Origin of the sequence: Aeromicrobium sp. S22 (assembly GCF_009661045.1) — a bacterium.
Taxonomy (GTDB): Bacteria; Actinomycetota; Actinomycetes; order Propionibacteriales; family Nocardioidaceae; genus Aeromicrobium; species Aeromicrobium yanjiei.
Genome location: NZ_WJWV01000001.1, coordinates 543,603 through 566,175, shown reverse-complemented (window position 1 = coordinate 566,175; position 22,573 = coordinate 543,603). Strand labels below are relative to the sequence as shown.

Annotated in this window: 20 protein-coding genes; 1 reads left to right on the top strand and 19 read right to left on the bottom strand. The window is 71.0% G+C overall.

The features are described 5' to 3' along the window. Positions 1-8 precede the first annotated feature (8 nt). The 12 genes from nuoK to GEV27_RS02710 form a co-directional block, all read right to left on the bottom strand. On the bottom strand, positions 9-302 hold the full coding sequence (nuoK, locus tag GEV27_RS02765) for an NADH-quinone oxidoreductase subunit NuoK (protein WP_153654500.1): 294 nt from the start codon (positions 300-302) through the stop codon (positions 9-11). Next, positions 299-1,087, bottom strand: coding sequence for an NADH-quinone oxidoreductase subunit J (locus GEV27_RS02760; protein WP_153654501.1), 789 nt, complete (start codon positions 1,085-1,087; stop codon positions 299-301). Before GEV27_RS02760 ends, nuoK begins: the two co-directional genes overlap by 4 nt. Further along, positions 1,084-1,617, bottom strand: coding sequence for an NADH-quinone oxidoreductase subunit NuoI (gene nuoI / locus GEV27_RS02755; protein ID WP_153654502.1), 534 nt, complete (start codon positions 1,615-1,617; stop codon positions 1,084-1,086). Before nuoI ends, GEV27_RS02760 begins: the two co-directional genes overlap by 4 nt. Next, entirely contained in the window at positions 1,614-2,864 is a 1,251-nt protein-coding gene (gene nuoH, locus GEV27_RS02750; protein ID WP_153654503.1) for an NADH-quinone oxidoreductase subunit NuoH, read from the bottom strand. Before nuoH ends, nuoI begins: the two co-directional genes overlap by 4 nt. After that, entirely contained in the window at positions 2,861-5,275 is a 2,415-nt protein-coding gene (locus GEV27_RS02745) for an NADH-quinone oxidoreductase subunit G (protein ID WP_153933402.1), read from the bottom strand. Before GEV27_RS02745 ends, nuoH begins: the two co-directional genes overlap by 4 nt. Continuing rightward, positions 5,272-6,582 carry an NADH-quinone oxidoreductase subunit NuoF gene (gene nuoF / locus GEV27_RS02740; RefSeq protein ID WP_153909969.1) on the bottom strand — a complete coding sequence of 437 codons (1,311 nt, stop codon included), beginning with the start codon at positions 6,580-6,582 and terminating at the stop codon, positions 5,272-5,274. The genes GEV27_RS02745 and nuoF overlap by 4 nt, the downstream gene beginning before the upstream one ends. After that, positions 6,575-7,357 carry an NADH-quinone oxidoreductase subunit NuoE gene (nuoE, locus tag GEV27_RS02735; RefSeq protein WP_153909968.1) on the bottom strand — a complete coding sequence of 261 codons (783 nt, stop codon included), beginning with the start codon at positions 7,355-7,357 and terminating at the stop codon, positions 6,575-6,577. The genes nuoF and nuoE overlap by 8 nt, the downstream gene beginning before the upstream one ends. Next, positions 7,354-8,682, bottom strand: a complete 1,329-nt coding sequence (locus tag GEV27_RS02730; RefSeq protein ID WP_153909967.1) for an NADH-quinone oxidoreductase subunit D — start codon at positions 8,680-8,682, stop codon at positions 7,354-7,356. The genes nuoE and GEV27_RS02730 overlap by 4 nt, the downstream gene beginning before the upstream one ends. Beyond that, on the bottom strand, positions 8,679-9,428 hold the full coding sequence (locus GEV27_RS02725) for an NADH-quinone oxidoreductase subunit C (RefSeq protein WP_153654508.1): 750 nt from the start codon (positions 9,426-9,428) through the stop codon (positions 8,679-8,681). The genes GEV27_RS02730 and GEV27_RS02725 overlap by 4 nt, the downstream gene beginning before the upstream one ends. A 13-nt stretch (positions 9,429-9,441) precedes the next feature. Continuing rightward, on the bottom strand, positions 9,442-9,996 hold the full coding sequence (locus GEV27_RS02720) for an NADH-quinone oxidoreductase subunit B family protein (protein WP_153654509.1): 555 nt from the start codon (positions 9,994-9,996) through the stop codon (positions 9,442-9,444). Beyond that, complete coding sequence (locus GEV27_RS02715) at positions 9,987-10,346, bottom strand: NADH-quinone oxidoreductase subunit A (protein ID WP_153654510.1); 360 nt, start codon at positions 10,344-10,346, stop codon at positions 9,987-9,989. Before GEV27_RS02715 ends, GEV27_RS02720 begins: the two co-directional genes overlap by 10 nt. 141 nt (positions 10,347-10,487) lie before the next feature. Continuing rightward, positions 10,488-11,180: a demethylmenaquinone methyltransferase gene (locus GEV27_RS02710; RefSeq protein WP_153654511.1), complete on the bottom strand. Its 693-nt coding sequence runs from the start codon at positions 11,178-11,180 to the stop codon at positions 10,488-10,490. Between the two features lie 33 nt (positions 11,181-11,213). On the opposite strand from GEV27_RS02710, the gene GEV27_RS02705 reads away from it, so the two are divergent. Further along, positions 11,214-12,476 carry an isochorismate synthase gene (locus tag GEV27_RS02705; protein WP_309221996.1) on the top strand — a complete coding sequence of 421 codons (1,263 nt, stop codon included), beginning with the start codon at positions 11,214-11,216 and terminating at the stop codon, positions 12,474-12,476. Positions 12,477-12,580: 104 nt separating this feature from the next. Here GEV27_RS02705 and GEV27_RS02700 read toward each other — a convergent pair whose 3' ends face one another. From GEV27_RS02700 to GEV27_RS02670, 7 genes are all read right to left on the bottom strand, one after another. Further along, a complete protein-coding gene (locus GEV27_RS02700; RefSeq protein ID WP_153909965.1) occupies positions 12,581-13,009 on the bottom strand; it encodes a hypothetical protein in 429 nt (142 codons plus the stop codon). A 7-nt stretch (positions 13,010-13,016) separates the two neighbouring features. Beyond that, entirely contained in the window at positions 13,017-13,778 is a 762-nt protein-coding gene (locus tag GEV27_RS02695; RefSeq protein WP_309221995.1) for an SGNH/GDSL hydrolase family protein, read from the bottom strand. Between the two features lie 37 nt (positions 13,779-13,815). Then, on the bottom strand, positions 13,816-16,695 hold the full coding sequence (locus tag GEV27_RS02690; RefSeq protein WP_194839891.1) for a helix-turn-helix transcriptional regulator: 2,880 nt from the start codon (positions 16,693-16,695) through the stop codon (positions 13,816-13,818). A 194-nt stretch (positions 16,696-16,889) separates the two neighbouring features. Continuing rightward, on the bottom strand, positions 16,890-18,407 hold the full coding sequence (locus tag GEV27_RS02685; RefSeq protein ID WP_153909963.1) for an aldehyde dehydrogenase family protein: 1,518 nt from the start codon (positions 18,405-18,407) through the stop codon (positions 16,890-16,892). Beyond that, positions 18,404-19,987: a GMC family oxidoreductase gene (locus GEV27_RS02680; RefSeq protein WP_153933400.1), complete on the bottom strand. Its 1,584-nt coding sequence runs from the start codon at positions 19,985-19,987 to the stop codon at positions 18,404-18,406. The genes GEV27_RS02685 and GEV27_RS02680 overlap by 4 nt, the downstream gene beginning before the upstream one ends. Positions 19,988-20,057: 70 nt before the next feature. Beyond that, positions 20,058-21,620, bottom strand: a complete 1,563-nt coding sequence (gene menD / locus GEV27_RS02675; protein WP_153933399.1) for a 2-succinyl-5-enolpyruvyl-6-hydroxy-3-cyclohexene-1-carboxylate synthase — start codon at positions 21,618-21,620, stop codon at positions 20,058-20,060. Further along, the gene (locus tag GEV27_RS02670) at positions 21,617-22,561 is read right to left on the bottom strand and encodes an o-succinylbenzoate synthase (protein ID WP_309221994.1); all 945 of its coding nucleotides are present in this window, start codon (positions 22,559-22,561) and stop codon (positions 21,617-21,619) included. The genes menD and GEV27_RS02670 overlap by 4 nt, the downstream gene beginning before the upstream one ends. Between the last annotated feature and the right edge of the window lie 12 nt (positions 22,562-22,573).

The following is a 22,573-nucleotide window of genomic DNA, read 5'->3' as shown; positions in this document are numbered from 1 at the left end:
TGCTCCCCCTACGACTTCAGCAGGCTCGCGTCGTCGACCGAGGTCGAGCGCCGCGTGCGGTAGATGGACACGATGATGGACAGCCCGACGACGACCTCGGCCGCGGCGACGACCATCACGAAGAAGGCGGCCACCTGCCCGTCCAGGTTGCCGTGCTGGCGCGAGAAGCTCACGAACGCAAGGTTGGTCGCGTTGAGCATGAGCTCGATGCACATGAAGACGATGATCGCGTTGCGCCGGATCAGGACGCCCACCGCGCCGATCGTGAAGAGGATCAGCGACAAGGTGATGTACTCGTTCACTTCGGTCCTCCCAAGCCGGAGCCGGACGAATCGGGATCGTCCTCGTGCTCGAGCTGGTCGGCCGTCCGGGCGACGTCGTCCGAGAAGCCGCTGCGGACCTGGCCGCGCTCGGCGATGCTCGGTGACACCGATGCGTCCAGCGGCGTGCCGTCGGGCAGGAGGGCCGGGGTGTCGACCGCGTTGTGCCGAGCGAAGACGCCGGGTGTCGGAGCGTTGCCGGGGTGGCGTCCGGTCTCGGCGTACTCGCGCATGCGGCGGGCCGCGATGTCGGCCTGCGTCTGCCGCTTGGTGAGCCGCTCCTTGTGGGCCAGCACCATCGCGCCGAGAGCCGCAGTGATGAGCAGGGCGCTCGTGAACTCGAACGCCAGGACGTACTTGCCGAAGAGCAGGTCGGCCAGCCCGTACGGGTTGCCGTTCGCATTGGCGCGGTCGAGGCCGACGACGGTGCCGGTCACGGTCTGCCCGATCGCGAGCACCGCGGTCACGCCGAAGAGCAGACCGATGACGATCGCGGCGAGGCGCTGCCCCGAGATCGTCTCCCGGACGGCCTCGGAGGTCTCGACGCCCACCAGCATCAGCACGAACAGGAACAGCATCATGATCGCGCCGGTGTAGACGATGATCTGCACCGCGAACAGGAACGGTGCGCCCTGCGCGGCGTACAGGATCGCGAGGCTGATCATCACGACCGCGAGCGCGAGCGCCGCGTGCACGGCCTTGCGGGCGAACAGCAGGCCCAGGGCGGCGATCACCATGATCGGCGCGAGCAGCCAGAACGTCGTCACGAGACCTCCACGATCGGCAGGGTCTTGCCGCGGTAGTAGTCGTGGTGGTCGTCGCTGATCATCATCTCGTGCGGCGGCTCGACCATGCCGGGGAGCAGCGGGGCGAGCAGATCGCTCTTCTCGTAGATGAGGTCCTCGCGGTTGTTGTCGGCCAGCTCGTACTCGTTGGTCATGGTCAGGGCGCGGGTCGGGCACGCCTCGATGCACAGGCCGCACAGGATGCAGCGCAGGTAGTTGATCTGGTAGACCCGCCCGTAGCGCTCGCCCGGGCTGTGCCGGTCGCCCTCGGTGTTGGACGCACCCTCGACGTAGATCGCGTCCGCGGGGCAGGCCCACGCGCACAGCTCGCAACCGATGCACTTCTCCAGACCGTCGGGCCAGCGGTTGAGCTGGTGACGACCGTGGAAGCGCGGTGCGGTCGGCACCTTCTCGAACGGGTACTGCTCGGTGACGGTCTTCTTGAACATCGTCCGGAACGTGACGCCGAAACCGGCGACCGGGTCCAGGATCGTCTCTTTCGGGGAGCTCATGACGAGGTCCTCTCGGTCGAAGCGGCGGTGGTGTCGGTGTCCTGGCCGGGCATGGGCGGCACGGGGTAGCCGCCGGCGAAGGCGTCCCACTCCTCGGGCTCGGGCTCCGGCTCGGGCTTGCCCTCGGGGATGAACATCGACGCGACGATCACCACGCCCGCGACGGCCGCCACGATCAGCAACGTGCGCTGGTCGAGCATGTCCTCGCTCTTGAGCTTGCGGATGAACGCGACGGCGATGATCCAGACCAGGGAGACCGGGATGAGGATCTTCCAGCCGAAGCTCATGAACTGGTCGTAGCGCATGCGGGGCAGGGTGCCGCGGAGCCAGACGAACAAGAAGATGAAGAACAGCGTCTTGCCGAAGAACCACAGCAGCGGCCAGTAGCCGGTGTTGAAGTAGCCGTCGTTGATCTGTCCGATGCCGAACGGGGCCCGCCAACCGCCCAGGAACAGCGTGGTGGCCAGCGCGGAGACCGTGACCATGTTGACGTACTCGGCCAGGAAGAACAGCGCGAACTTCAGCGAGGAGTACTCGGTGTGGAAGCCGCCGACCAGCTCGCCCTCGGCCTCGGGGAGGTCGAACGGAGCGCGGTTGGTCTCGCCGACCATCGCGATGCAGTAGATGACGAACGAGGGGAAGAGCGGGATGAAGTACCAGAGGTCGTCCTGCGCCGCGACGATCTCCGAGGTGGACATCGAGCCCGCGTACATGAAGACCGACACGAACGACAGACCCATCGCGACCTCGTACGAGATGACCTGGGCGCTCGAGCGCAGACCGCCGAGGAGGGCGTAGATCGAGCCGGACGCCCAGCCCGCCAGCACGATGCCGTAGACGCCGATCGAGGTCACCGCGAGGACGTACAGCACCGCGACCGGCAGGTCGGTCAGCTGCAGCACGGTCTTGGTGTCGGTGAACGGGATCGTCACCTCGGGGCCGAACGGGATGACCGCCCAGGCCAGGAAGGCCGGGATCGTGGCGAGGATCGGCGCCAGGATGTAGACGACCTTGTCGGCCGCCTTGACGACGATGTCCTCCTTCAGCGCGAGCTTGACGCCGTCGGCCAGGCTCTGCAGCAGGCCGAACGGGCCGTTGACGTTGGGGCCGATGCGGTGCTGCATCCTGGCCACGACGCGGCGCTCGAACCAGATGTTGAACAGCGTGTAGACGAGCAGGAAGACGAAGATCAGCACCGCCTTGAGCGCGATCACCCAGAACGGCTCGTTCCCGAACAGATCGCTCATGACGGGGCTCCGTCGGTCGGGGCGGGCGACAGGGTGACCCGGTCGGCGTAGCCCGCGCCGAGGGCGGCACGGAGGCTGACGCCGGAGTTGGACGGCGCCCACACGACGCCGTCGGGCAGGTCTGCGACCTGGGTCGGGAGAGTCACGCTGCCGACCGCGGTCGACAGCGTTGCCGGTCCCCCGGGCTCGACGTCGAAGGCCTTGAGCGTGACCTCGCTGGCCCGCAGCACCGCCGGACGGGCCGTGGCCTTGAACGCGTCCTGGCCGTCCTGGCCGCGGGCGTCGTCGACGAGGAGCCGCCAGGTGTCGAGCACGACCGTGCGGGGATCGGGTGCCGAACGGCTCGGCTCGACCGTGGGGGTCGCCGCGCGGGCGCCGTCCCACGGGCCCAGCTCGGTCATGGCCTGCCGGGCGGCTGCGACGGTGCGGAAGCCCAGGGGCCGGCCCATCTCCTCGGCGATCCCGGCCAGCACGCGGATGTCGGTGAGCGAGCCCGGCGCGTGGAGCACCGCGTCGAACGTTCGCGCACGGCCCTCCCAGTTGACGAACATGCCGGGCCGCTCGACCATCGGGGCGACCGGCAGGACCACGTCGGCCACGGCCGTCACGTCGCTGTGCCGCACCTCGAGGCTGACCACGAAGTCGGCGGCGGCGAGTCCTGCGCGGGCCGTCGCGGGGTCGGGCAGGTCGTCGATCTCGACGCCGCCGACCAGCAGGGCCTTGACGTCGCCGCGCTGGGCATCGGCGAGCACCTGCGAGGTGTCGCGTCCGGGCGTCGAGGGGATCGAGGTGACGCCCCAGGCGACCGCCAGATCGGTGCGTGCCTCGGCGTCCTCGAGCGGACGGCCGCCGGGCAGCAGATGGGGCAGGCACCCGGTCTCGACCGCACCACGGTCGCCCGCACGGCGCGGGACCCACGCGAGGCGGGCGCCGGTGCGGGCGGCCGCAGCAGCAGCCGCGGACAGTCCGCCGGGCACCGAGGCCAGCCGTTCGCCGACCAGGATGACGGACCCCTGCGGCAGGTCGAGCGCCGCGAGGGCGGCCGGCTCGTCGCCGGGGACCGTGCGGATCAGCTCACCGGACATCTTGGCGAGGCCACGTGTCGTGTGGCTTGCGATCGAGACGACCGTGACGCCGTGCTGACGGGCTCCCTTGCGCAGCCGCAGGAAGATGCTGCCGTTCTCGTCCTCGGGCTCGAGGCCGGCCAGGACGACCGTCGAGGCCCGCTCGAGGTCCGCGAAACGGACGACCAGCTGGGTCGCGGCGACGTGCGAGGCCAGGAACGCGGCCTCCTCTGCCGAGTGTGCGCGGGCGCGGAAGTCGATGTCGTTGGTGCCGAGGACCGTACGGGCGAACTTGCTGTAGGCGAAGGCGTCCTCGGCGGTGAGCCGGCCCCCGGGCAGGACCCCGACCCGGCCGTTCGCTGCGGCGAGGCCGCGGGCGGCGATCGCGAGGGCCGCGGGCCACGAGGCGGGCTCGAGCTCGCCGTCGGCACCGCGGACGAGCGGGGTCGTGAGGCGGTCACCCTGCGTCGCGTACGTGAACGCGAACCGGTCCTTGTCGGTGATCCACTCCTCGTTGACCTCGGGGTCGTCACCCGCGAGGCGGCGCATGACCTTGCCGCGCCGGTGGTCCACCCGGATCGCGGAGCCGCTCGCATCGTGCTCGGCGACCGAGGGCGTCGAGACCAGGTCGAACGGGCGCGAGCGGAAGCGGTAGTCCGCACTCGTCAGGGCTCCGACGGGGCAGATCTGGATCGTGTTGCCCGAGAAGTAGGAGCTGAAGGGCTCCTTCTCGTAGATGCCCACCTGCTGGCGGGCGCCGCGCTCGATCAGCGCGATGAACGGATCGCCGGCGATCTGCTCGGAGAACCGGGTGCAGCGGGCGCACAGGACGCAGCGCTCGCGATCGAGCAGCACCTGCTCGGACACCTTGACCGGCTTGGGGAACGTCCGCTTGGTCTCGGTGAACCGGGACTCGCCCTGGCCGTGCGTCATCGCCTGGTTCTGCAGCGGGCACTCACCGCCCTTGTCGCAGACCGGGCAGTCCAGCGGGTGGTTGATGAGCAGCAGCTCCATCGTACCGCGCTGCGCCTTCTCGGCGACCGGCGACGTGACCTGGGTCTTGACGACCATGCCGGCGGCGACCTCGATCGTGCAGGACGCCTGCGGCTTGGGGAAGCCGCGGCCGTTGCCCGCGTCGGTGATGTCGACGAGGCACTGCCGGCACGCGCCGACCGGGTCGAGCAACGGGTGGTCGCAGAACCGCGGGATCTCGGTGCCGATCAGCTCGGCGGCGCGGATCACGAGCGTGCCCTTGGGGACGCTGACCTCGACGTCGTCGATCGTCAGGGTGACGAGCTCGACCGGAGTCTCGCCGGCCGATCCGGCGGGGGCCTCTTGGACGGTCATGCCGTCACCTCCTGGGCGAACAGGGTGGACGCCGCCGGGGGGAACAGCTCGCGCGACGGGGTGTGCATGCCGGCCTCGAACTCGTCGCGGAAGTGCTGGATCGCGGACGTGATGGGGCTGGTCGCACCGTCGCCCAGCGCGCAGAACGACCGGCCGAGGATGTTGTCGCACAGGTCCAGCAGCAGCTCGATGTCACCCTCGCGGCCCTGGCCCTCGTCGAGGCGCTGCAGGGTCTGCACGAGCCACCACGTGCCCTCGCGGCACGGCGTGCACTTGCCGCACGACTCGTGCTTGTAGAACTCGGTCCAGCGCAGGACGCAGCGCACGACCGAGGTGGTCTGGTCGAAGACCTGCAGGGCGCGCGTCCCGAGCATCGACCCCGCGGCGCCGACCGACTCGTAGTCCAGCGGCATGTCGAGGTGCTCGGCGGTCAGCAGCGGCGTGGAGGACCCGCCGGGGGTCCAGAACTTGAGCTCGCTCCCCTCGCGCATGCCACCCCCGAGCTCGATGAGAGTGCGCAGCGTGATGCCGAGCGGTGCCTCGTACTGTCCGGGCTTCTTGACGTGCCCGGACAGCGAGTAGATGACGTAGCCCTTGGACTTCTCGGTGCCCATCGAGGCGAACCACTCGTGGCCGCCGCGGATGATCGAGGGCACCGAGGCGATCGACTCGACGTTGTTGATGACGGTCGGGCTCGCGTAGAGGCCCTCGACCGCGGGGAACGGCGGACGCAGGCGGGGCTGGCCCCGGCGGCCCTCGAGCGAGTCGAGCAGCGCCGTCTCCTCACCGCAGATGTACGCCCCCGCGCCCGCGTGGATGACCAGGTCGACGTCGACGCCGCTGCCGAGGATGTCGCGGCCGAGGTAGCCGGCCTCGTACGCCTCGCGGCACGCGGCACGCAGGCGGCGGATCACGTGCAGCACCTCGCCGCGGACGTAGATGAACGCCTGCTTGGCGTTGATCGCGTGCGCCGCGATGATGACCCCCTCGATGAGGGTGTGCGGCGTGGCCATCATGAACGGGATGTCCTTGCAGGTGCCCGGCTCGGACTCGTCCGCGTTGACGACGAGGTACTTCGGCTTGGGGTTGTCCTGCGGGATGAAGCTCCACTTCATCCCGGTCGGGAAGCCTGCGCCGCCGCGACCGCGCAGGCCGGACTCCTTGACCATCTCCACGACCTCGGCGGGCTGCATCTTCAAGGCCTTGTCGAGTGCCTGGTAGCCACCTGCGCTGCGGTACGCGTCGAGCGTCCAGGCGCGGTCGGTGCCCCAGTCGGCCGTGAGCACCGGTGTGAGCGTGTCAGTCATCCTTGCCCTCCTCTGCGGTGTGCGCGGGCGATTGCTCGATCACGGTCTCGGTCTCGGCGCGCGAGGTGTCCGCCTGCGCGGCCGCACCGGCCTTGGTGTCGGCCGTCCCGTCGCTCCCCGACCCCGAGGTCTCGCCGACGTCCGGCGCCGACCACCCGTTGGCCTGCGCGATCTCGAAGCCCGCGAGGGACGCCCCGGCGGCGGTGGGTCCCTCGTCGACGAGGCCGTCCTCGAAGCCGGCGATCACGCGCTCGGCCTCGCGCCAGCTCGTGATGGTCGCGCCGCGGGTGGCCTGGACCGGCTCGCCCGCGCGAAGCCGGTCCACGAGCTGGACCGCGGACTCGGGGGTCTGGTTGTCGAAGAACTCCCAGTTGACCGTGACCACGGGCGCGAAGTCGCACGCGGCATTGCACTCGATGTGCTCGAGCGTGACCCGCCCGTCGTCGGTCGTCTCGTCGTTGCCGACGTCGAGATGGCCCTTGAGCCGCTCGAAGATCAGGTCGCCGCCCATCACGGCGCACAACGTGTTGGTGCAGACCCCCACGTGGTGCTCGCCCATCGGCCGGCGCTTGTACATCGTGTAGAACGTCGCGACGCCCGAGACCTCGGCGGCGCTGATGCCGAGGATCGCGGCGCACACCTCGATGCCCTCGTTGGTGACGCTGCCCTCGGCGGACTGGACCAGGTGCAGCATCGGCAGCAGCGCGCTGCGGGCCTGCGGATAGCGGCCCGCCAGCTCGCGCAGCTCCGCGAGCGTCGTGTCGGACAGGCTCATCGGTCGACACCTCCCATCACGGGGTCGATGCTGGCGACCGCGACGATCACGTCCGAGAGCATGCCGCCCTCGCTCATCACGGACGTGCCCTGCAGGTTGACGAACGAGGGATCGCGGAAGTGCGCCCGGTAGGGGCGGGTGCCGCCGTCGGACACCAGGTGGCAGCCGATCTCGCCGCGCGGCGCCTCGATCGCGGCGTACGCCTGGCCGGCCGGGACCCGGAAGCCCTCGGTCACGATCTTGAAGTGGTGGATGAGCGCTTCCATCGACTCGCCCATGATGTGCTTGATGTGCTCGGCGGAGTTGCCCTGTCCGTCCGCGCCGACGCTGAGCTGCGCGGGCCAGGCGATCTTCTTGTCCGCGACCATGACCGGCATGCCCTCCATGCCGGCGAGCCGGTCGATGGCCTGGTCGACGATCCGCAGGCTCTCCCACATCTCGTCCAGGCGGATGCGGAACCGTCCGTAGGCGTCGGGCTCGTTGCGGGTGACGACCTCGAAGTCGTACGTGTCGTAGCCCCAGTAGGGCTGCTTCTTGCGCAGGTCCCAGTCGTACCCGGTCGAGCGGAGGACCGGCCCGGTCAGTCCGAGGGCCAGGCAGCCGGCGAGCTCGAGGTGTCCGACGCCCTTCAGGCGGCCCTTGAAGATCGGGTTGGCGTTGCAGAGCGCGGCGTACTCGGGCAGCCGCTTGCGCAGCAGCGCCACGGTCGAGCGGAGCTTGTCGATCGCACCCTCGGGGAGGTCCTGCGCGACACCGCCGGGGCGGAAGAAGGCGTGGTTCATGCGCAGCCCGGTGATCATCTCGAACAGGTCGAGGATGAGCTCGCGATCGCGGAAGCCGCAGGTCATGACGGTCAGCGCGCCGATCTCCATGCCGCCGGTCGCGAGGCACACGAGGTGCGAGGAGATCCGGTTGAGCTCGAGCAGCAGGACCCGCATCGTCTGCGCCTTCTCGGGCGCCTCGATGCCCAGCAGCCGCTCGACCGCCATGACGTACGCCGCCTCGTTGGAGAACGGGGCCACGTAGTCCATGCGGGTGCAGAACGTCACGCCCTGCGTCCAGGTGCGGTACTCCATGTTCTTCTCGATGCCGGTGTGCAGGTAGCCGATGCCCGCGCGGGCGTCGCGCACCGTCTCGCCGTCGATCTCGAGGATCAGGCGGAGCACACCGTGGGTCGAGGGGTGCTGCGGACCCATGTTGATCACGAGCCGGTCGCCCTCGACCGCCGTGGCGTCGATCGTGTCCCAGTCCTGTCCGGTGACGGTGAAGACCGGGCCCTCGGCCGACTCGGTCGTGCCGGCGTACGGATCGGTGGTGGCGCTCATGAGTAGCTCCTGCGCTGGTCCGGCGGCGGCACGGTCCCGCCCTTGTACTCGACCGGGATGCCGCCCAAGGGGTAGTCCTTGCGCTGCGGGTGGCCCGGCCAGTCGTCGGGCATGAGGATGCGGGTCAGCGCGGGGTGGCCGTCGAAGATGATCCCGAACATGTCCCAGGTCTCCCGCTCCTGCCAGTCCGCGGTCGGGTAGATGCTGACCACGCTGGGCACGTGCGGATCCTCTTCGGGCGCGGTGACCTCGAGCCGGATCCGGCGGTTGTGGGTCATCGAGAGCAGGTGGTACGCCACGTGCATCTCGCGCCCGGTCTCGTGCGGGAAGTGCACCCCGCTGACGCTGGAGCAGAACTCGAACCGCAGCACGGGATCGTTGCGCAGGTGGGTCACCGTCTCCAGCAGCAGCTGGCGGCGGATGTGGAAGGTGATCTCCCCGCGGTCGACCACGACCTTCTCGATCGCGTCGCCGAGCCCGGTGCCGGCCTCGAGACGCTCGGCGACCTCGTCGAACCAGCCGCCGTACGGCTTCTGGCTGGCGCCGGGCATCACGACCGGGCGGGTCAGCCCGCCGAAGCCGCTGGTGTCGCCCGTGCCGTGCGCACCGAATGCGCCCTCGCGGATCTCCACGACCTCGAGCTGCGTCGTGCCGGCCCGGACCAGCTCGTCACGTGTCTCGTGCGAGCCGTCCTGGGTCTCGGTGCCCGCGTCACGTGCGTCCCGGTCGCCCTTCGGATCGGTCATCGCTGCTCACCCGTCATCGCATGAGGCCCTTCATCGCGGAGGTGGGCGTCGCGAGCAGCGCGGTGCGCTCCTCCTGCTTGATCTCGGCCAGCCGGTTGGCACCGAGCTTCTGGTGCTGGATCTGGTCGTGCAGCTTGAGGATCGCGTCGATCAGCATCTCCGGACGCGGCGGGCACCCCGGGAGGTACATGTCGACCGGGACGACGTGGTCGACGCCCTGGACGATCGCGTAGTTGTTGAACATGCCGCCCGAGCTCGCGCACACGCCCATCGCGAGGACGTACTTGGGGCCGGCCATCTGGTCGTAGATCTGGCGCAGGACGGGGGCCATCTTGTTGCTGACCCGGCCCGCCACGATCATCAGGTCGGCCTGGCGCGGCGAGGGGCGGAAGACCTCCATGCCGAAGCGCGCGGAGTCAAAGCGCGGGGCACCGAAGGTCATCATCTCGATCGCGCAGCACGCGAGACCGAACGTCGCCGGCCAGAACGAGGCCTTGCGCATGTAGCCGGCCAGTCCTTCGACGGTCGAGAGCAGGACCCCCGACGGCAGCTTCTCTTCTAGTCCCATTCGAGTCCTCCACGGCGCCAGACGTAGGCGTAGGCGATGAACACCGTCGCCATGAACAAGAACATCTCGATCAGGCCGAACCAGCCGAGCGCGTCGAAGGCGACCGCGAACGGGTAGAGGAAGATGATCTCGATGTCGAAGACGATGAACAGCATCGCGATGATGAAGTAGCGGATCGACACCTTGCCGCCGCCCTCGGGCAGCGGACTGGGCTCGATGCCCGACTCGTAGCGGTCCAGCTTGGCGCGGTTGTAGCGCTTGGGGCCGGTCAGCGGCGCGATCGCGATGCTGCCGATCGCGAAGAGGGCGGCGAGCCCACCCAGCACGAGGATCGGCGTGTAAGCCGTCACGACACCTCCCGGAACTCAGCTGAGCGTGGAACCTGTGATCGCGTGCTTGTGAATTGCTTCACAACGTGATCAGGGTCTCACCCTACGCCCGAGGAATGTCAGTTGTAACTTAGGTCACACTAACTCGCTGCGAGGAAGCTCTCAGGGCTTGGTGGAGCGGTGCAGCGCGACGATCCCGCCGGAGAGGTTGTGCCACTCGACCCGGCCCCAGCCGGCCTCGACCATGCGCAGGGCGAGGCCCTTCTGATCCGGCCACGCGCGGATGGACTCGGCGAGGTAGACGTACGACTCGGGGTTCGACGAGACCGCCCGCGCCACGGGGGGCAGGGCCCGCATGAGGTAGTTGGTGTAGACCGCGTCGAAGGGACCCCAGGTGGGGGTGCTGAACTCGCAGATCACGATGCGGCCGCCGGGCCGGGTCACGCGCCGCAGCTCCCGCAGGCCCTCGATCGGGTCGACGATGTTGCGCAGGCCGAACGAGATCGTGACCGCGTCGAAGGTCTCGTCGCCGAACGGCAGCAGCATGCCGTCGCCGGCGGTGAACGGCAGGTGCGGGCGGGCCTGCTTGCCGACCTCGAGCATCCCGAAGGAGAAGTCGCACGGCACGACGGTCGCGCCCGCGTCCGCGAACGGCTGGCTCGAGGTGCCGGTGCCGGCCGCGAGGTCCAGGATCACCTCGCCGGGCTGCGGTGCCAGCAGGTCGACGACGCGCTTGCGCCAACGGCGGTCCTGCCCCATCGACAGCACGTCGTTGGTCAGGTCGTACTTCTTGGCCACCTTGTCGAACATCTTCGCGACGTCGTGGGGCTCCTTGTCCAGACCGGCTCGGCTCACCTGCCCACCATCCCACGAGTACGCTCATGGATTGTGAGCAACCCCGTCCTGGCCGACGTCATCGGACCCCTCCTGGTCCGATCGGCACCGATCGCCGACCCCGGAGAGCTGCTCGCGCTCCTGCCCGAGGACGATGCGTTCGCGTGGGTCCACGCAGGTGACGGGCTCGTGGGCTGGGGTCGCGCCGCCGAGCTGCGCACCTCCGGCGCCGACCGGTTCACCCATGCGGCGACGTGGTGGAGCGAGCTGGCCTCCCACGCGGTCGTGCGCGACGACGTCGACGTCCCGGGCTCGGGCCTGGTCGCCTTCGGCTCGTTCACGTTCACCGACGACGCCGAGGGCAGCGTGCTCGTCGTGCCCGAGGTCGTCGTGGGTCGGCGCGACGGCGTCACCTGGGTCACCGTGATCGACACCTCGATCAGCGCGGTGCCGCCGATCGCCCCGACGAGCGCCCCGCGCGACCCGGTCGGCACGGCGTTCGCGGACGGGCCGGTCGACAGCCTGACGTGGCAGGGCCTCGTGGCCGAGGCCGTGCGCCGCATCGTCGCGGGCGACCTGGACAAGGTCGTCCTCGCCCGTGACCTGATCGCGACGGTCGACGAGCCGCTCGACGTCCGCTCGCCACTGAGCCGGCTCGCCGCCGAGTACCCGAGCTGCTGGACGTTCCACGTCGACGGCTTCTTCGGCTCGACACCGGAGATGCTGGTCCGGCTCGAGCGCGGGCTGGTGACCTCGCGGGTGCTGGCCGGCACGATTCGCCGCACCGGGGACGATGCGCACGACCTGGCCCTCGCGGGATCGCTCGCGCGCTCGAGCAAGGACCTCGAGGAGCACGAGTACGCGGTGCGATCGGTCGCCGACGCGCTCGCCCCGCACTGCACGAGCATGAACGTGCCGGAGACGCCCTTCGTGCTGCACCTGCCCAACGTCATGCACCTGGCCACCGACGTCACCGGCGTGATGCGGAACGGCGCGAGCGCGCTGACCCTGGCGGCGTCCCTCCACCCGTCCGCGGCGGTCGGTGGCACCCCCACCGACGCGGCGGTGCGCCTGATCGAGCAGATCGAGCTGCTCGACCGCGGCCGCTACGCCGGCCCGGTCGGCTGGATCGACGCCCGGGGCGACGGCGAGTGGGGCATCGGGCTGCGGGCGGCCCAGGTCGAGGACGACGGGCGCACCGTCCGACTCTTCGCGGGCTGCGGCATCGTCGCGGACTCCGTGCCCGCCGACGAGCTCGCGGAGTCCAACGCCAAGCTGATCCCGGTCCGCGACGCCCTCACCCCCCGCGACGACTGACCCCCGCCCAGATTTGCGGACTCCTGCACCTTTTTGAGCCCGGATTGCGTGCAGAAGTCCGCAAATCGGGGCGGGGTGGGACGTGGGCGGGGAGGGACGGTCGGTCAGCGCCAGACCTTGGCCTCGAGGCTCTGGCCCATGATGCGCGCGGCCAACAGGCGGTGCAGGCCGTCGAGGTGCCACCAGCCGTGCCCCTGCCCCACGTCGTAGACCCGGGCCGCCTTGATGCTCTCGCCCGCGTCGAGCCGGGTCAGGTAGTAGTTGACCTTCGCGACGCCCACGAGCCGCTGCGGAGTCATCACGACGGTGTGCGGTCGCAGCACGACGACCTCGCCGGTGGAGCGCGGCCGGCTGTCGTCCTTGAGCTGCAACGGTCCCGCGAACACCACGGCGAGCCACAGCAGCCTGCGGGTGCTGACGACGTCCTGGTCGCCCGTCATGCGGATGAACTGGTCCAGCCGCTCCATCGAGTCGTCGTCGAGGTCCGTCGGCGGAGGCGCGAGCTTGGGGCCGAGCCGCGGCAGACGGACCATGACGACGTCAGCCGGCCGTGACCGGTGCGAGCGCGGGCCAGCGGGGGCTCAGGTTGTCGCCCGAGGAGGTGCCGGTCAGGCGCCGCTTGACCCAGGGGGCGGCGTACGCCTTGACCCAATCGACGTTGGCGGCGCGGCGGTCCCGGCCCGTGAGCACCGGACGCTCGGTCAGCTCGAGCGGACGCAGGTCGTGCTCGATCCCCAGCGTGTCGAGCACCGCGATGGCCATCCGTTGGTGACCCGCGCTCGACATGTGCATGCGGTCGACGTCCCAGAGCCGGTCGTCGCGGTAGTCGCCGAGGCGCCAGAAGTCGACGAGCGTGGTCCCGTGCCGGTCTGCGACCTCGCGGACCAGCTCGTTGTAGATCGCGAAGCGTCCCCGCAGGGCGCCGAAGATCGGCGCGTCACCCGGGTCGTACGCCGTGAACATGACGACCCGCGCGCCGGTCTCGGTGAGCCGGCCGATCGCGTGGTCGTACGACTGCATGAGCCGGTCGATGTCGACCCGGGGCCGGAGCACGTCGTTGGCACCTGCGTAGATCGTCACCAGATCGGGCTGCATCGCGATCGCCGGGTCGATCTGCTCGGCGACGATCTGCAGGAGCTTGCGGCCGCGGATCGCGAGGTTGGCGTAGGCGAAGTCGTCGCCCTTCAGCACCTCGGCGACGCGGTCGGCCCAGCCGCGCACGCCATTGGGTCGAGTGTTGTCGGGATCGCCGACGCCCTCGGTGAACGAGTCGCCGAGGGCGACGAAGCGGGAGAAAGTCACCCGCTCAGGATACGTGGGCGCCGGCCGCGGACCGGCCTCAGTCGAGCAGGCCCTTGCGGCGGGCGATCGCCGCGGCCTCCGTGCGCCCGGCCGCCCCGAGCTTGGCGAGGATGTTGGACACGTGGACCGAGACGGTCTTGGTGCTGATGAACAGCCGGGAGCCGATCTCACCGTTGCTGCGTCCCGCTGACACCTGCTGCAGCACCTCCAGCTCGCGAGGGGTGAGCTCGACCTCCGAACGTGCCTTGCCGCCGAGCGCAGCGATCTCGGCCAGCAGCGGCTTGGCGCCGAGGGAGCGTGCGGTCTCGCGTGCCGCGGCGAGGCACGAGCGCGCCTCCTCGTCGCGTCCGGTCGCCAGGAGCAGCGCCGCCAGCCGGGTCGCCGACCGAGCCTCTTCGAACGGCTGCCCGAACGCTGCGAACGCCGCGACCGCGTCGCGCCAGGCCCGCTCGAGCTCGTCGGCGGACGGCGCGTCAATGCCGGTCACCCAGCGCAGCCGCGCGGCCTCGGCGGTGAGGCGCAACCGCCAGGCGTGACCCTCGGGCCCCATCGTCGGATTGGCCTGCGCGACCTCCGCGGCCAGGGCCTCGAGGCCCGCGGCCTCTTCGAGCAGATCCGCGTGCTCGGAGCGGGCGAGATCGGCCGCGGCGGTCGCCATCTGTCCCACGACGAGGGCGCCGAGGCGTACGTGCGCCATGAACAGGTGACCGTCCCAGACCCGCTCGATGATCTCGGCGACGTCACGGCGCACGGCACGGGCCGCGTCGAGGTTGCCGCTGTCGCCGTGCAGATCGATCAGCGCGGCACCGCTGTGCACGGCCAGGGCGATGTCACGCTCCCAGACCCCTCGCAGTCGCGGCTCCTCGACCAGCGCGTCGACCTCCCCACGCCCCGCGGCGACCATGAGCGCCTCACCTGTGAGGATCGCGTCGGCGAGCAGGGGCGCACCCGTGCCCACGTCCTGCAGGGCGAGCGCCTCGTCCCAGCGACCACGGATGTAGCAGATCACCCCGGCGAAGGCCTTGCCGTCGAAGCCGTAGGGGGCCCACGTCCGGCCGGTGGCCTGGGCGCGCGCCATGGCCGCACGGAAGGCGGCCTCGGCGGCGTCGAGGTCGCCGGCGTTGAGCAGGACGAAGGCGAGGTTGTGCAGGCCGCGCAGCTCGCCGAGGACGTTGCCGTCCTTGCGGGAGCTCTCGATCAGCTCGTCGTAGCGTTGCCGCGACTTGTCCAGATCGCTGCCGCCCGTGCGCGACAGCACTCGCGCGAGCGTCACGGTGACCTCGGCGACGATGTCGTTCGCGCCGAGGTCCTCGGCCATCGCGACCGCGTGCTCGCCGAGCTCGAGGGCCTCGTCGTCGCGCCACGCGTCGGCGAGCACCGCGGTCCGCAGCGCCTCGGCCCGCGCCCGCAGCACCGTGCGCTCCGGCCCGACCACCTCGAGCACCTCCTGGCTGACACGTGCGGACTCGGCGTCGCGCTCGGCGATCAGCGCCATCGTGCCGATCGGGATCATCAGCCGGGCCCGGTCCTCGGCCGAGGTGGCGGCGGGCAGCGCCTCGAGGTGCTCGTTGAGCAGGGCGAGCGCGCGGAGCAGGTGTCCCGACGTCATCCACGAGTCCGCGGCGGCCACAAGCAGGCCGATGACGTCCGTGCCCTCGGGTGCGGACCCGAGCAGGTCGAGCGCCTGCTCGTAGTGCCGCGCGGCCTCGTCGTAGCCCGACAGGCGTACGGCCGACTCCCCCGCCTCGACGCTGGCGACGAACGCCCGCGTGAGCTCGCCGGCGGCAGCGGCGTGCATCGAGATCTCCGCCGCGGACCCGTGCGACCCGTCGGCGGTGAGCACGTCGAGATAGGCATGGTTGATGCGGCGGCGCTCACCGGGCAGCAGGTCGTCGCGGACCGCCTCGGCGAGCAGCGCGTGCCGGAACGCGTACGCGTCGCCGTCGACCTGGGTCATGATCTTGTGGTCGATCGCCGAGCGGATCGCCTCGTCGAACACCGGGCCGGGCAGGCCCACGACCTGCGACAGCACGCGGTCGCTGACCCGTCCGCCCGAGCAGGACGCCGCCCGGACGACCTGGCGTGCCTCGTCGTCGAGCCGGTCGAGCCGGATCAGCAGCAGGTCGGCGAGCGTCTCGGGCAGCATCGCCCGGGAGTCGGCCAGGCCCGCGTCGAGGAGCTCCTCGGCGAAGAATGCGTTGCCGGCGGCGCGGCGCACGACCGCCGAGAGACCGTCGCCCGCCAGGTCGGAGGCACCGCGCGCGCGGACGAGATCGGCGACGGCGACGTCGTCGAGAGGGCTGAGCTCGACTCGCCGCACAGCGGGCAGCCGCGCCCACTCGGCGATCGCCTGGCGCAGCGGGTGCCGCCGGTGCAGGTCGTCGGCGCGGTAGCTCACGACGACGTGGACGGGGTGGGTGAACAGGTAGGACAGGGCGTACCGGATGAGGTGCCGGGTCGAGGCGTCCGCCCAATGGGCGTCCTCGATGACCAGCAGGAGCGGCTGCTCGGCGGCCAGGAGGTCGAGGCCCGCGACGACCGACGCGAACAGCTCGGACCGATCGACACCGGCGGACTGCTCGGCGCTCGGCCACGGCAGCAGCGGGGCGAGCGCCGGGAAGCGGGCTGCGAGCTCGTCTCGCTCGGCGTCGTCGATCGACGCGAACGCCTCGGCGAACGGCTGATAGGGCATCGCGCTGTCGCCGAGGTCGAGGCAGTGGCCGGCCACGACGCGATGGCCGGCCGCCCGGGCCCGCTCGGCGAGCTCACGCAGCAGCCGGGTCTTGCCGATGCCCGCGTCGCCGCCGAGCAGCACCGCCGCGGGGTCCCCGGCGAGCACGCCGGAGGCGACCAGGAGCTGCTCGAGCTCGGCCGCGCGGCCGAACAGGGGCGTCGAAGGGGTGCGGTCGGTCGCCATGGTGTCCATGATGGCCGATGCCGCAGACGTTTCGGCAGGGACGAACGATGAGGGTTTCCGGCAGCTGGGGGTGCCCCTAACCCTCATCGTCGGTCCCCCCGGCGCCGGGCCGGGACGGACGATGAGGGCTTGGGGCAGCAGCGGCTACCGCAAACCCTCATCGTTCGTCCGCCCGTGGGCCGGCCCGTCGTGGGCTAGCGGAGGGTCTTCTTGCCTCCGTGCAGCAGGGTGATGAGCTGCGCGACCTTGCCGTCGGTCTTGGCGTCACGGGCGAACGACGTCAGGAGCATGGGCGGGTTGAACCGCTGCCGGGTGATGGACTTGGCGTACGTGAACTCCTTCAGCCCCTCGGGGCCGTGGATGCGCCCGAAGCCCGACTGACCCACCCCGCCGAACGGCAGGGACGGCACGCCCGCGAAGGCGATGATCGAGTTGACCGACGTCATGCCCGAGCGGATCTGCTTGGCCACCTCGAGGCCGCGCTTCTTGGAGAACACCGCGCCTGCGAGACCGTACGACGTCGCGTTGGTCAGCCGGATCGCCTCGTCCATGTCCTTGACCGGGTTGACCGCCAAGGTGGGCCCGAAGGTCTCCTCGGTCATCTCGGTGGAGTCCTCGGGGACGTGCGTGAGGATCGTCGGCTGGACGAACCGCTCGCCGATCGCGTCGGGGCCGCCGAGGGCCACGTGGGCACCCTTGGCCACCGCGTCCTCGACGTGGCTGCGGATGACGTCGAGCTGCGACGGCATCGTGATCGGGCCGATCTTGGCGCCCGCGTCGGCACCCGCGCGCAGGCCCTTGGCCTGGTCGAGGATCTCGCTCATGAACTGGTCGAAGACCCGCTCGTGGACGTAGACCCGCTCGGTGCCGATGCAGGTCTGCCCCGCGTTGGACATGCCGCCCCACAGCGCCGCCTCGGCGGCCTTGGCGATGTCGGCGTCCTCGTCGACGATGAACGAGTCCTTGCCGCCGGCCTCGATGATGACCGGCGTGAGGTTCTCGGCGCACGCAGCCATGACCTTCTTGCCCGTGCGGCCCGAGCCGGTGAACGCGAGCTTGTCGATCGCGGCCGTGCACAGCGCGTTGCCGGTCTCGCCGAGCCCCGTGACGACCTGCAGCACGGGGCGGCCCTGGACGACCTCGGTGAACGTGTCGGCGAGCCACTGGCCCACGCCGGGGGTGTACTCGCTCGGCTTGAAGACCACGGTGTTGCCGGCGGCGAGGGCGTACGCGATCGAGCCCATCGGCGTGAAGACCGGATAGTTCCACGGGCCGATCACGCCGACCACCCCGAGCTGGCGGTACTCGACCGTCGCGGCCTGGTTGGCCATCAGCAGACCCGCGCTGACCCGGTGCGGGCCGAGGACCTTCTTGGCGTGCTTGGCGGCCCACGCGACGTGGTCGATCGCCAGGACGATCTCGAGCTGCGCATCGCTGTGCGGCTTGCCGGTCTCGCGGTGCGCGAGATCTGCGAGCTGCGCGATGCGACGGGTGATCACGCTGCGCCACGTGAGCAGGAAGTCCGCGCGCTCGTCGAACGACAGGTTGCCCCACCAGTCGGCGGCCTCACGGGCCCGGGCGACGGCCGCGTCGACCTCGGCTCCCGACGCGATCGGGTGGGTGCCGACGAGATCGCCGTTGGCCGGGTTGAACGAGTCGAACGTCGCGCGGGGGGCGTCGTTCGTCGTGGTGTTCTCGAGCGTTGCGGTCATCGTGACTCCTTGATGAGGTCGGCGCACTTCTCGCCGATCATGACGGTGGGGGCGTTGGTGTTGCCGCGCGGGACCCGCGGCATCACGGAGGCGTCGGCGACCCGGAGGCCCTCGACGCCGTGGACGGTGAGATCGGGACCGACGACGCTGCCCTCGACCGTGCCCATCGCGCACGTGCCGACCGGGTGATAGAGCGTCTGGCCGAGAGCACCGATCGTCTCGATGATCTCGTCGTCGGTCGGCTCGGCCGAGGACGGGAGCCACGGCTCGTCGACGTACTTGGCGATCGGCCCCTCACGCAGGATGGCCAGCGCGGTCCGGTAACCGCCGATGATCGCGTCCAGGTCGGCCCGGTCGTCGAAGTAGCCGGGCTCGATCTCGGGGTGCCAGCTCGGATCGGCCGAGCGGAGCCTGATGTGGCCCTTGCTCTGCACGTTGACGAGCGTCACGGCGGTCGTCAGGGCACGTCGCACGGGCTCGTGCATCCCGTTGTCGTAGAACCCGGTCGGCGCGACGTGCAGCTGGATGTCGGGCAGGTCGAGATCGTCGCGCGAGGAGTAGAACGCGCCGGTCTCGGCCACGTTGGAGCTGAGCGGCCCCTTGCCCGTGGCCTTCCACTTCACCAGGTTGCCGAGGCCAAGCATCTCGGCGACGTCCGTCGTGTCCTTGGTGTAGCTGAGGATGCCGGAGACGGGGTGGTCCTGGAGGTTCTGGCCGACCCCCGCGGACTCAACCGCGACGTCGATGCCGAGCGAGCGCAGGTGCGCGCCGGGTCCGATGCCCGAGAGCATGAGCAGCTGCGGGCTGTTGATCGCCCCACCGCTCAGCACGACCTCGGCGTCGGCCCGCGCGACGTACGTCTGCCCGTCGCGGGCGTACGCGACGCCGACGGCGCGGGTGCCCTCCAGGACGATCCTGGTCACGAAGGCCTCGGTGAGGATCGTCAGGTTGGGCCGCCCGGCAGCGGGACGGATGTAGCCGTCCGCGACCGACCAGCGCCGGCCCTTGCGGCAGGTGACCTGGTACGACCCGATGCCCTCCTGGTCGACGCCGTTGAAGTCGTCGTTGCGCTTCAGCCCGGCCGAGACCCCGGCCTCGATGAACGCGGTGCTCAGCTCGTGGTTGTAGGTGCGGTCCTCGACGTGGATCGGACCGCCCTGACCGTGGAACGGATCGCCCAGGCGGGTGTTGTCCTCGGCCTTCTTGAAGTAGGGCAGGACGTCGTCGTGGCCCCAACCGGTCGCACCGTACGCATCGCGCCACTCGTCGTAGTCCGCGTGGTTGCCGCGGATGTAGATCATCGCGTTCATCGAGGAGCACCCGCCGAGCGCCTTCATGCGTGGCCAGTACGCGCGCCGGCCCGCGAGGTGCTTCTGCGGGGTCGTCTCGTAGTTCCAGTCCCACTTGGTCTTGAACAGCGTCGAGAAGCCCAGCGGCATCCGGATCATGTCGTCGTCGTCTGCCGGACCGGCCTCGAGGAGCAGGACGCTGACCTGCGGATCCTCGGTGAGCCGGGACGCGACCACGCCACCGGCGCTGCCGGAGCCGATCACGATGTAGTCGTAGCGCTCGTCGGCCATCGCTGCCCTCGTTGTCATTGGTGACGTGGGCCACAAACCTACTGCGGGTATGACGATGACACAACCACTGTCACGGTTTGAGCGCGACTTTCGCCGCGCGCGCGAGGCGCTCACCCAGCTCACGGCGCCCCGAGCGGTCGACCGGGACCTCGAGCACCCGGAGGCCGGCGACGTCCTGCGCGAGCGCCTCCGCGAGCTCGCGCGGGCGGACCACCCGGTGCGACACCCCGTAGCCCGCGCACAGCGCGCCGATGTCCGCGCCGGTCGGCGTGGCGTAGATCCGCTCGAACGAGGCCGCGTAGTCGGGCCCGCCCTGCTCGAGCGTCGAGAAGATGCTGCCCCCGTCGTCGGACGCCACCACGACGGTCAGGTCGGGACGCGGCTCCTGCGGACCGATCAGCAGGCCGTTGCTGCCGTGCAGGAACGTCAGGTCGCCGACGTACGCGATCGCCCGGCTGGACGGCCTGGCGAGCGCTGCGCCGATCGCACTGGACAGGACGCCGTCGATGCCCGCGAGCCCGCGGTTGGCGATGATCAGGCGCTTCTCGCCGACCGGGTAGGGGCGGGCGACGAGGTCGAGGTCGCGGATCGGGCTCGACGAGCCCACGAACAACAGGCCGCCCGGCGGGACGGCGGCGTTGACGGCCTTCGCGACGTCGTACGGCGTGGTGCCGTCGAGCTCGGCGTCGATCGCTGCGGTGGCGAGCGCGTCGGCAGCCTTCCACTCATCGAGCCACGACCGCGGCCCGGGCCCGGCGATCGTCACCCGGTCCGCGAACGTCACGTTGTCACCGGCCGGGACCGGGAACGTCGACTGGCCGCCCACGTGGACGATCTCGACGTCGGTGCGGGCCAGGAGCCGGGACACGGGCCGACTGAGGGTCGCGTGACCGAAGCTGACGACCCGCTCGATCCGGTCCGCGAGCGGCGGGTGCCCCAGCAGCAGGCGGTACGCCACGATCGCCTCGTCGCCGTTGCGCGAGCCCGAGCTCGGCTCGGCCAACAGCGGCCAGCCGCCCTCCAGCGCCGCGATGCGAGCCGGCTGGCGGGCGTCGTCCCCCGCGACGACGACGGTGCGGGGCCCCGGGGCCAGGACGACCGGATCCGGATCGGGCCGGGCCGCGCCGACCGAGAACGCCGGTCGCAGGTCCCACTCGACCGGCTCGATCAGCGGCTCGTCGAGCTCGAGGTTGAGGTGGGCGGGCCCTCCTGCGATCTGCGTGACCCGCTCGATGAACGGCACGCCGGGGAAGATCTGCCGCTGGTCGGTCGTCTGGTTGGCGCCCGTGCCGCGCAGGCGTCCCGGCCGGTCGGCCGTGATCGCGAGCACCGGGACGTCGGCGTGGACGGCCTCGAGCATCGCGGGGTGCAGATTGGCCACCGCGGTGCCCGACGTCGTCACGACCGGCACGAGGCGATGCGATGCCTTGGCCAGGCCCAGGGCCAGGAACGCGGCCTCCCGCTCGTCGACGCGGACGTGCAGGCGGATCAGGCCCTGCTCGTCGGCGGCCGCGAGCGCCAGGGCGAGCGGCCCCGAACGTGAGCCCGGCGCCAGCACCGCGTCGGTCACCTTCCAGCCCAGCAGGGCGTTGACGAGCCGCCGGGCGACGCCGACCGATCGCTGCTCGCTCATGCCAGCACCGCCCGCACGGCCGAGAGCCTGGCCTGCCACCGCGCATCGGTCTCCCCGTCGGCGGCCACCGCCGCGTACGCCTCGAGGTCGACGGCTTGGCGGCCCACGGGCAGGTAGCCGTCGACCGGGACGAGCGGCGAGGCGACGACGTCGCCGTCCAGCAGCGAGGTCGTGCCGAGCCCGCACGCGTACGGAAGCTCCGGCAGCGCGGCGGCGAGCGCGAGCCCCGCGGCCAGCCCGATCGAGGTGTCGACCGCGCTGGAGACGACCACCGGCAGGCCGATCTGCTCCGCGATCCGCAGGGCGGCGTGGACACCCCCCAGCGGCGCCACCTTGAGCACCGCGACGTCCGCGGCCTCGAGCTCGACCACGCGGAACGGGTCCGCCGCGCGACGGATCGACTCGTCGGCCGCGATCGGCACGTCGACCCGGCGGCGCACCGCGGCGAGCTCCTCGACCGTCGCGCACGGCTGCTCGACGTACTCCAGGCCCCCGGCCGCGAGGTCGATCGCGTTGATGGCCCCGAGGGCCTCGTCGACCGACCAGCCGCCGTTCGCGTCGACCCGCACCCGGCCGGCCGCGCCGAGCGCGTCGCGGACCGCCTCGACCCGCGCGACGTCCTCGGCCAGCGACTGGCCCTTCTCGGCCACCTTGACCTTCGCGGTGCGGCAGCCGCTGCGGCGCACGATGTCCGCGGCCTGCTCCGGGCCGACCGCGGGCACGGTGCAGTTGACCGGGATCCGGTCGCGCAGCGCCGCAGGCCACTCCCGCTCCGCGGAGTCGATCGCGGCGGCGAGCCACGGGGCGCTCTCGCGGGCGTCGTAGTCCAGGAACGGGCTGAACTCGGCCCAGCCGGCCGGGCCCTCGATCAGCATGCCCTCGCGGCGGGTGATGCCGCGGAAGCGGACCGGCATGGGGATCGCGAAGGTACGAGGCTGCACGACTGGCAACTT

Excerpts from the sequence above, each read along its gene's own strand:
- GEV27_RS02720 (WP_153654509.1), bottom strand. The coding sequence starts at position 9,996 with ATGGGACTAGAAGAGAAGCTGCCGTCGGGGGTCCTGCTCTCGACCGTC.
- GEV27_RS02730 (WP_153909967.1), bottom strand. The coding sequence starts at position 8,682 with ATGAGCGCCACCACCGATCCGTACGCCGGCACGACCGAGTCGGCCGAG.
- GEV27_RS02690 (WP_194839891.1), bottom strand. The coding sequence starts at position 16,695 with ATGGCGACCGACCGCACCCCTTCGACGCCCCTGTTCGGCCGCGCGGCC.
- GEV27_RS02680 (WP_153933400.1), bottom strand. The coding sequence starts at position 19,987 with ATGGCCGACGAGCGCTACGACTACATCGTGATCGGCTCCGGCAGCGCC.
- GEV27_RS02725 (WP_153654508.1), bottom strand. The coding sequence starts at position 9,428 with ATGACCGATCCGAAGGGCGACCGGGACGCACGTGACGCGGGCACCGAG.
- GEV27_RS02745 (WP_153933402.1), bottom strand. The coding sequence starts at position 5,275 with ATGACCGTCCAAGAGGCCCCCGCCGGATCGGCCGGCGAGACTCCGGTC.
- menD (WP_153933399.1), bottom strand. The coding sequence starts at position 21,620 with ATGAGCGAGCAGCGATCGGTCGGCGTCGCCCGGCGGCTCGTCAACGCC.
- nuoE (WP_153909968.1), bottom strand. The coding sequence starts at position 7,357 with ATGAGCCTGTCCGACACGACGCTCGCGGAGCTGCGCGAGCTGGCGGGC.
- nuoI (WP_153654502.1), bottom strand. The coding sequence starts at position 1,617 with ATGAGCTCCCCGAAAGAGACGATCCTGGACCCGGTCGCCGGTTTCGGC.
- GEV27_RS02700 (WP_153909965.1), bottom strand. The coding sequence starts at position 13,009 with ATGGTCCGTCTGCCGCGGCTCGGCCCCAAGCTCGCGCCTCCGCCGACG.
- GEV27_RS02685 (WP_153909963.1), bottom strand. The coding sequence starts at position 18,407 with ATGACCGCAACGCTCGAGAACACCACGACGAACGACGCCCCCCGCGCG.
- nuoF (WP_153909969.1), bottom strand. The coding sequence starts at position 6,582 with ATGACTGACACGCTCACACCGGTGCTCACGGCCGACTGGGGCACCGAC.
- nuoH (WP_153654503.1), bottom strand. The coding sequence starts at position 2,864 with ATGAGCGATCTGTTCGGGAACGAGCCGTTCTGGGTGATCGCGCTCAAG.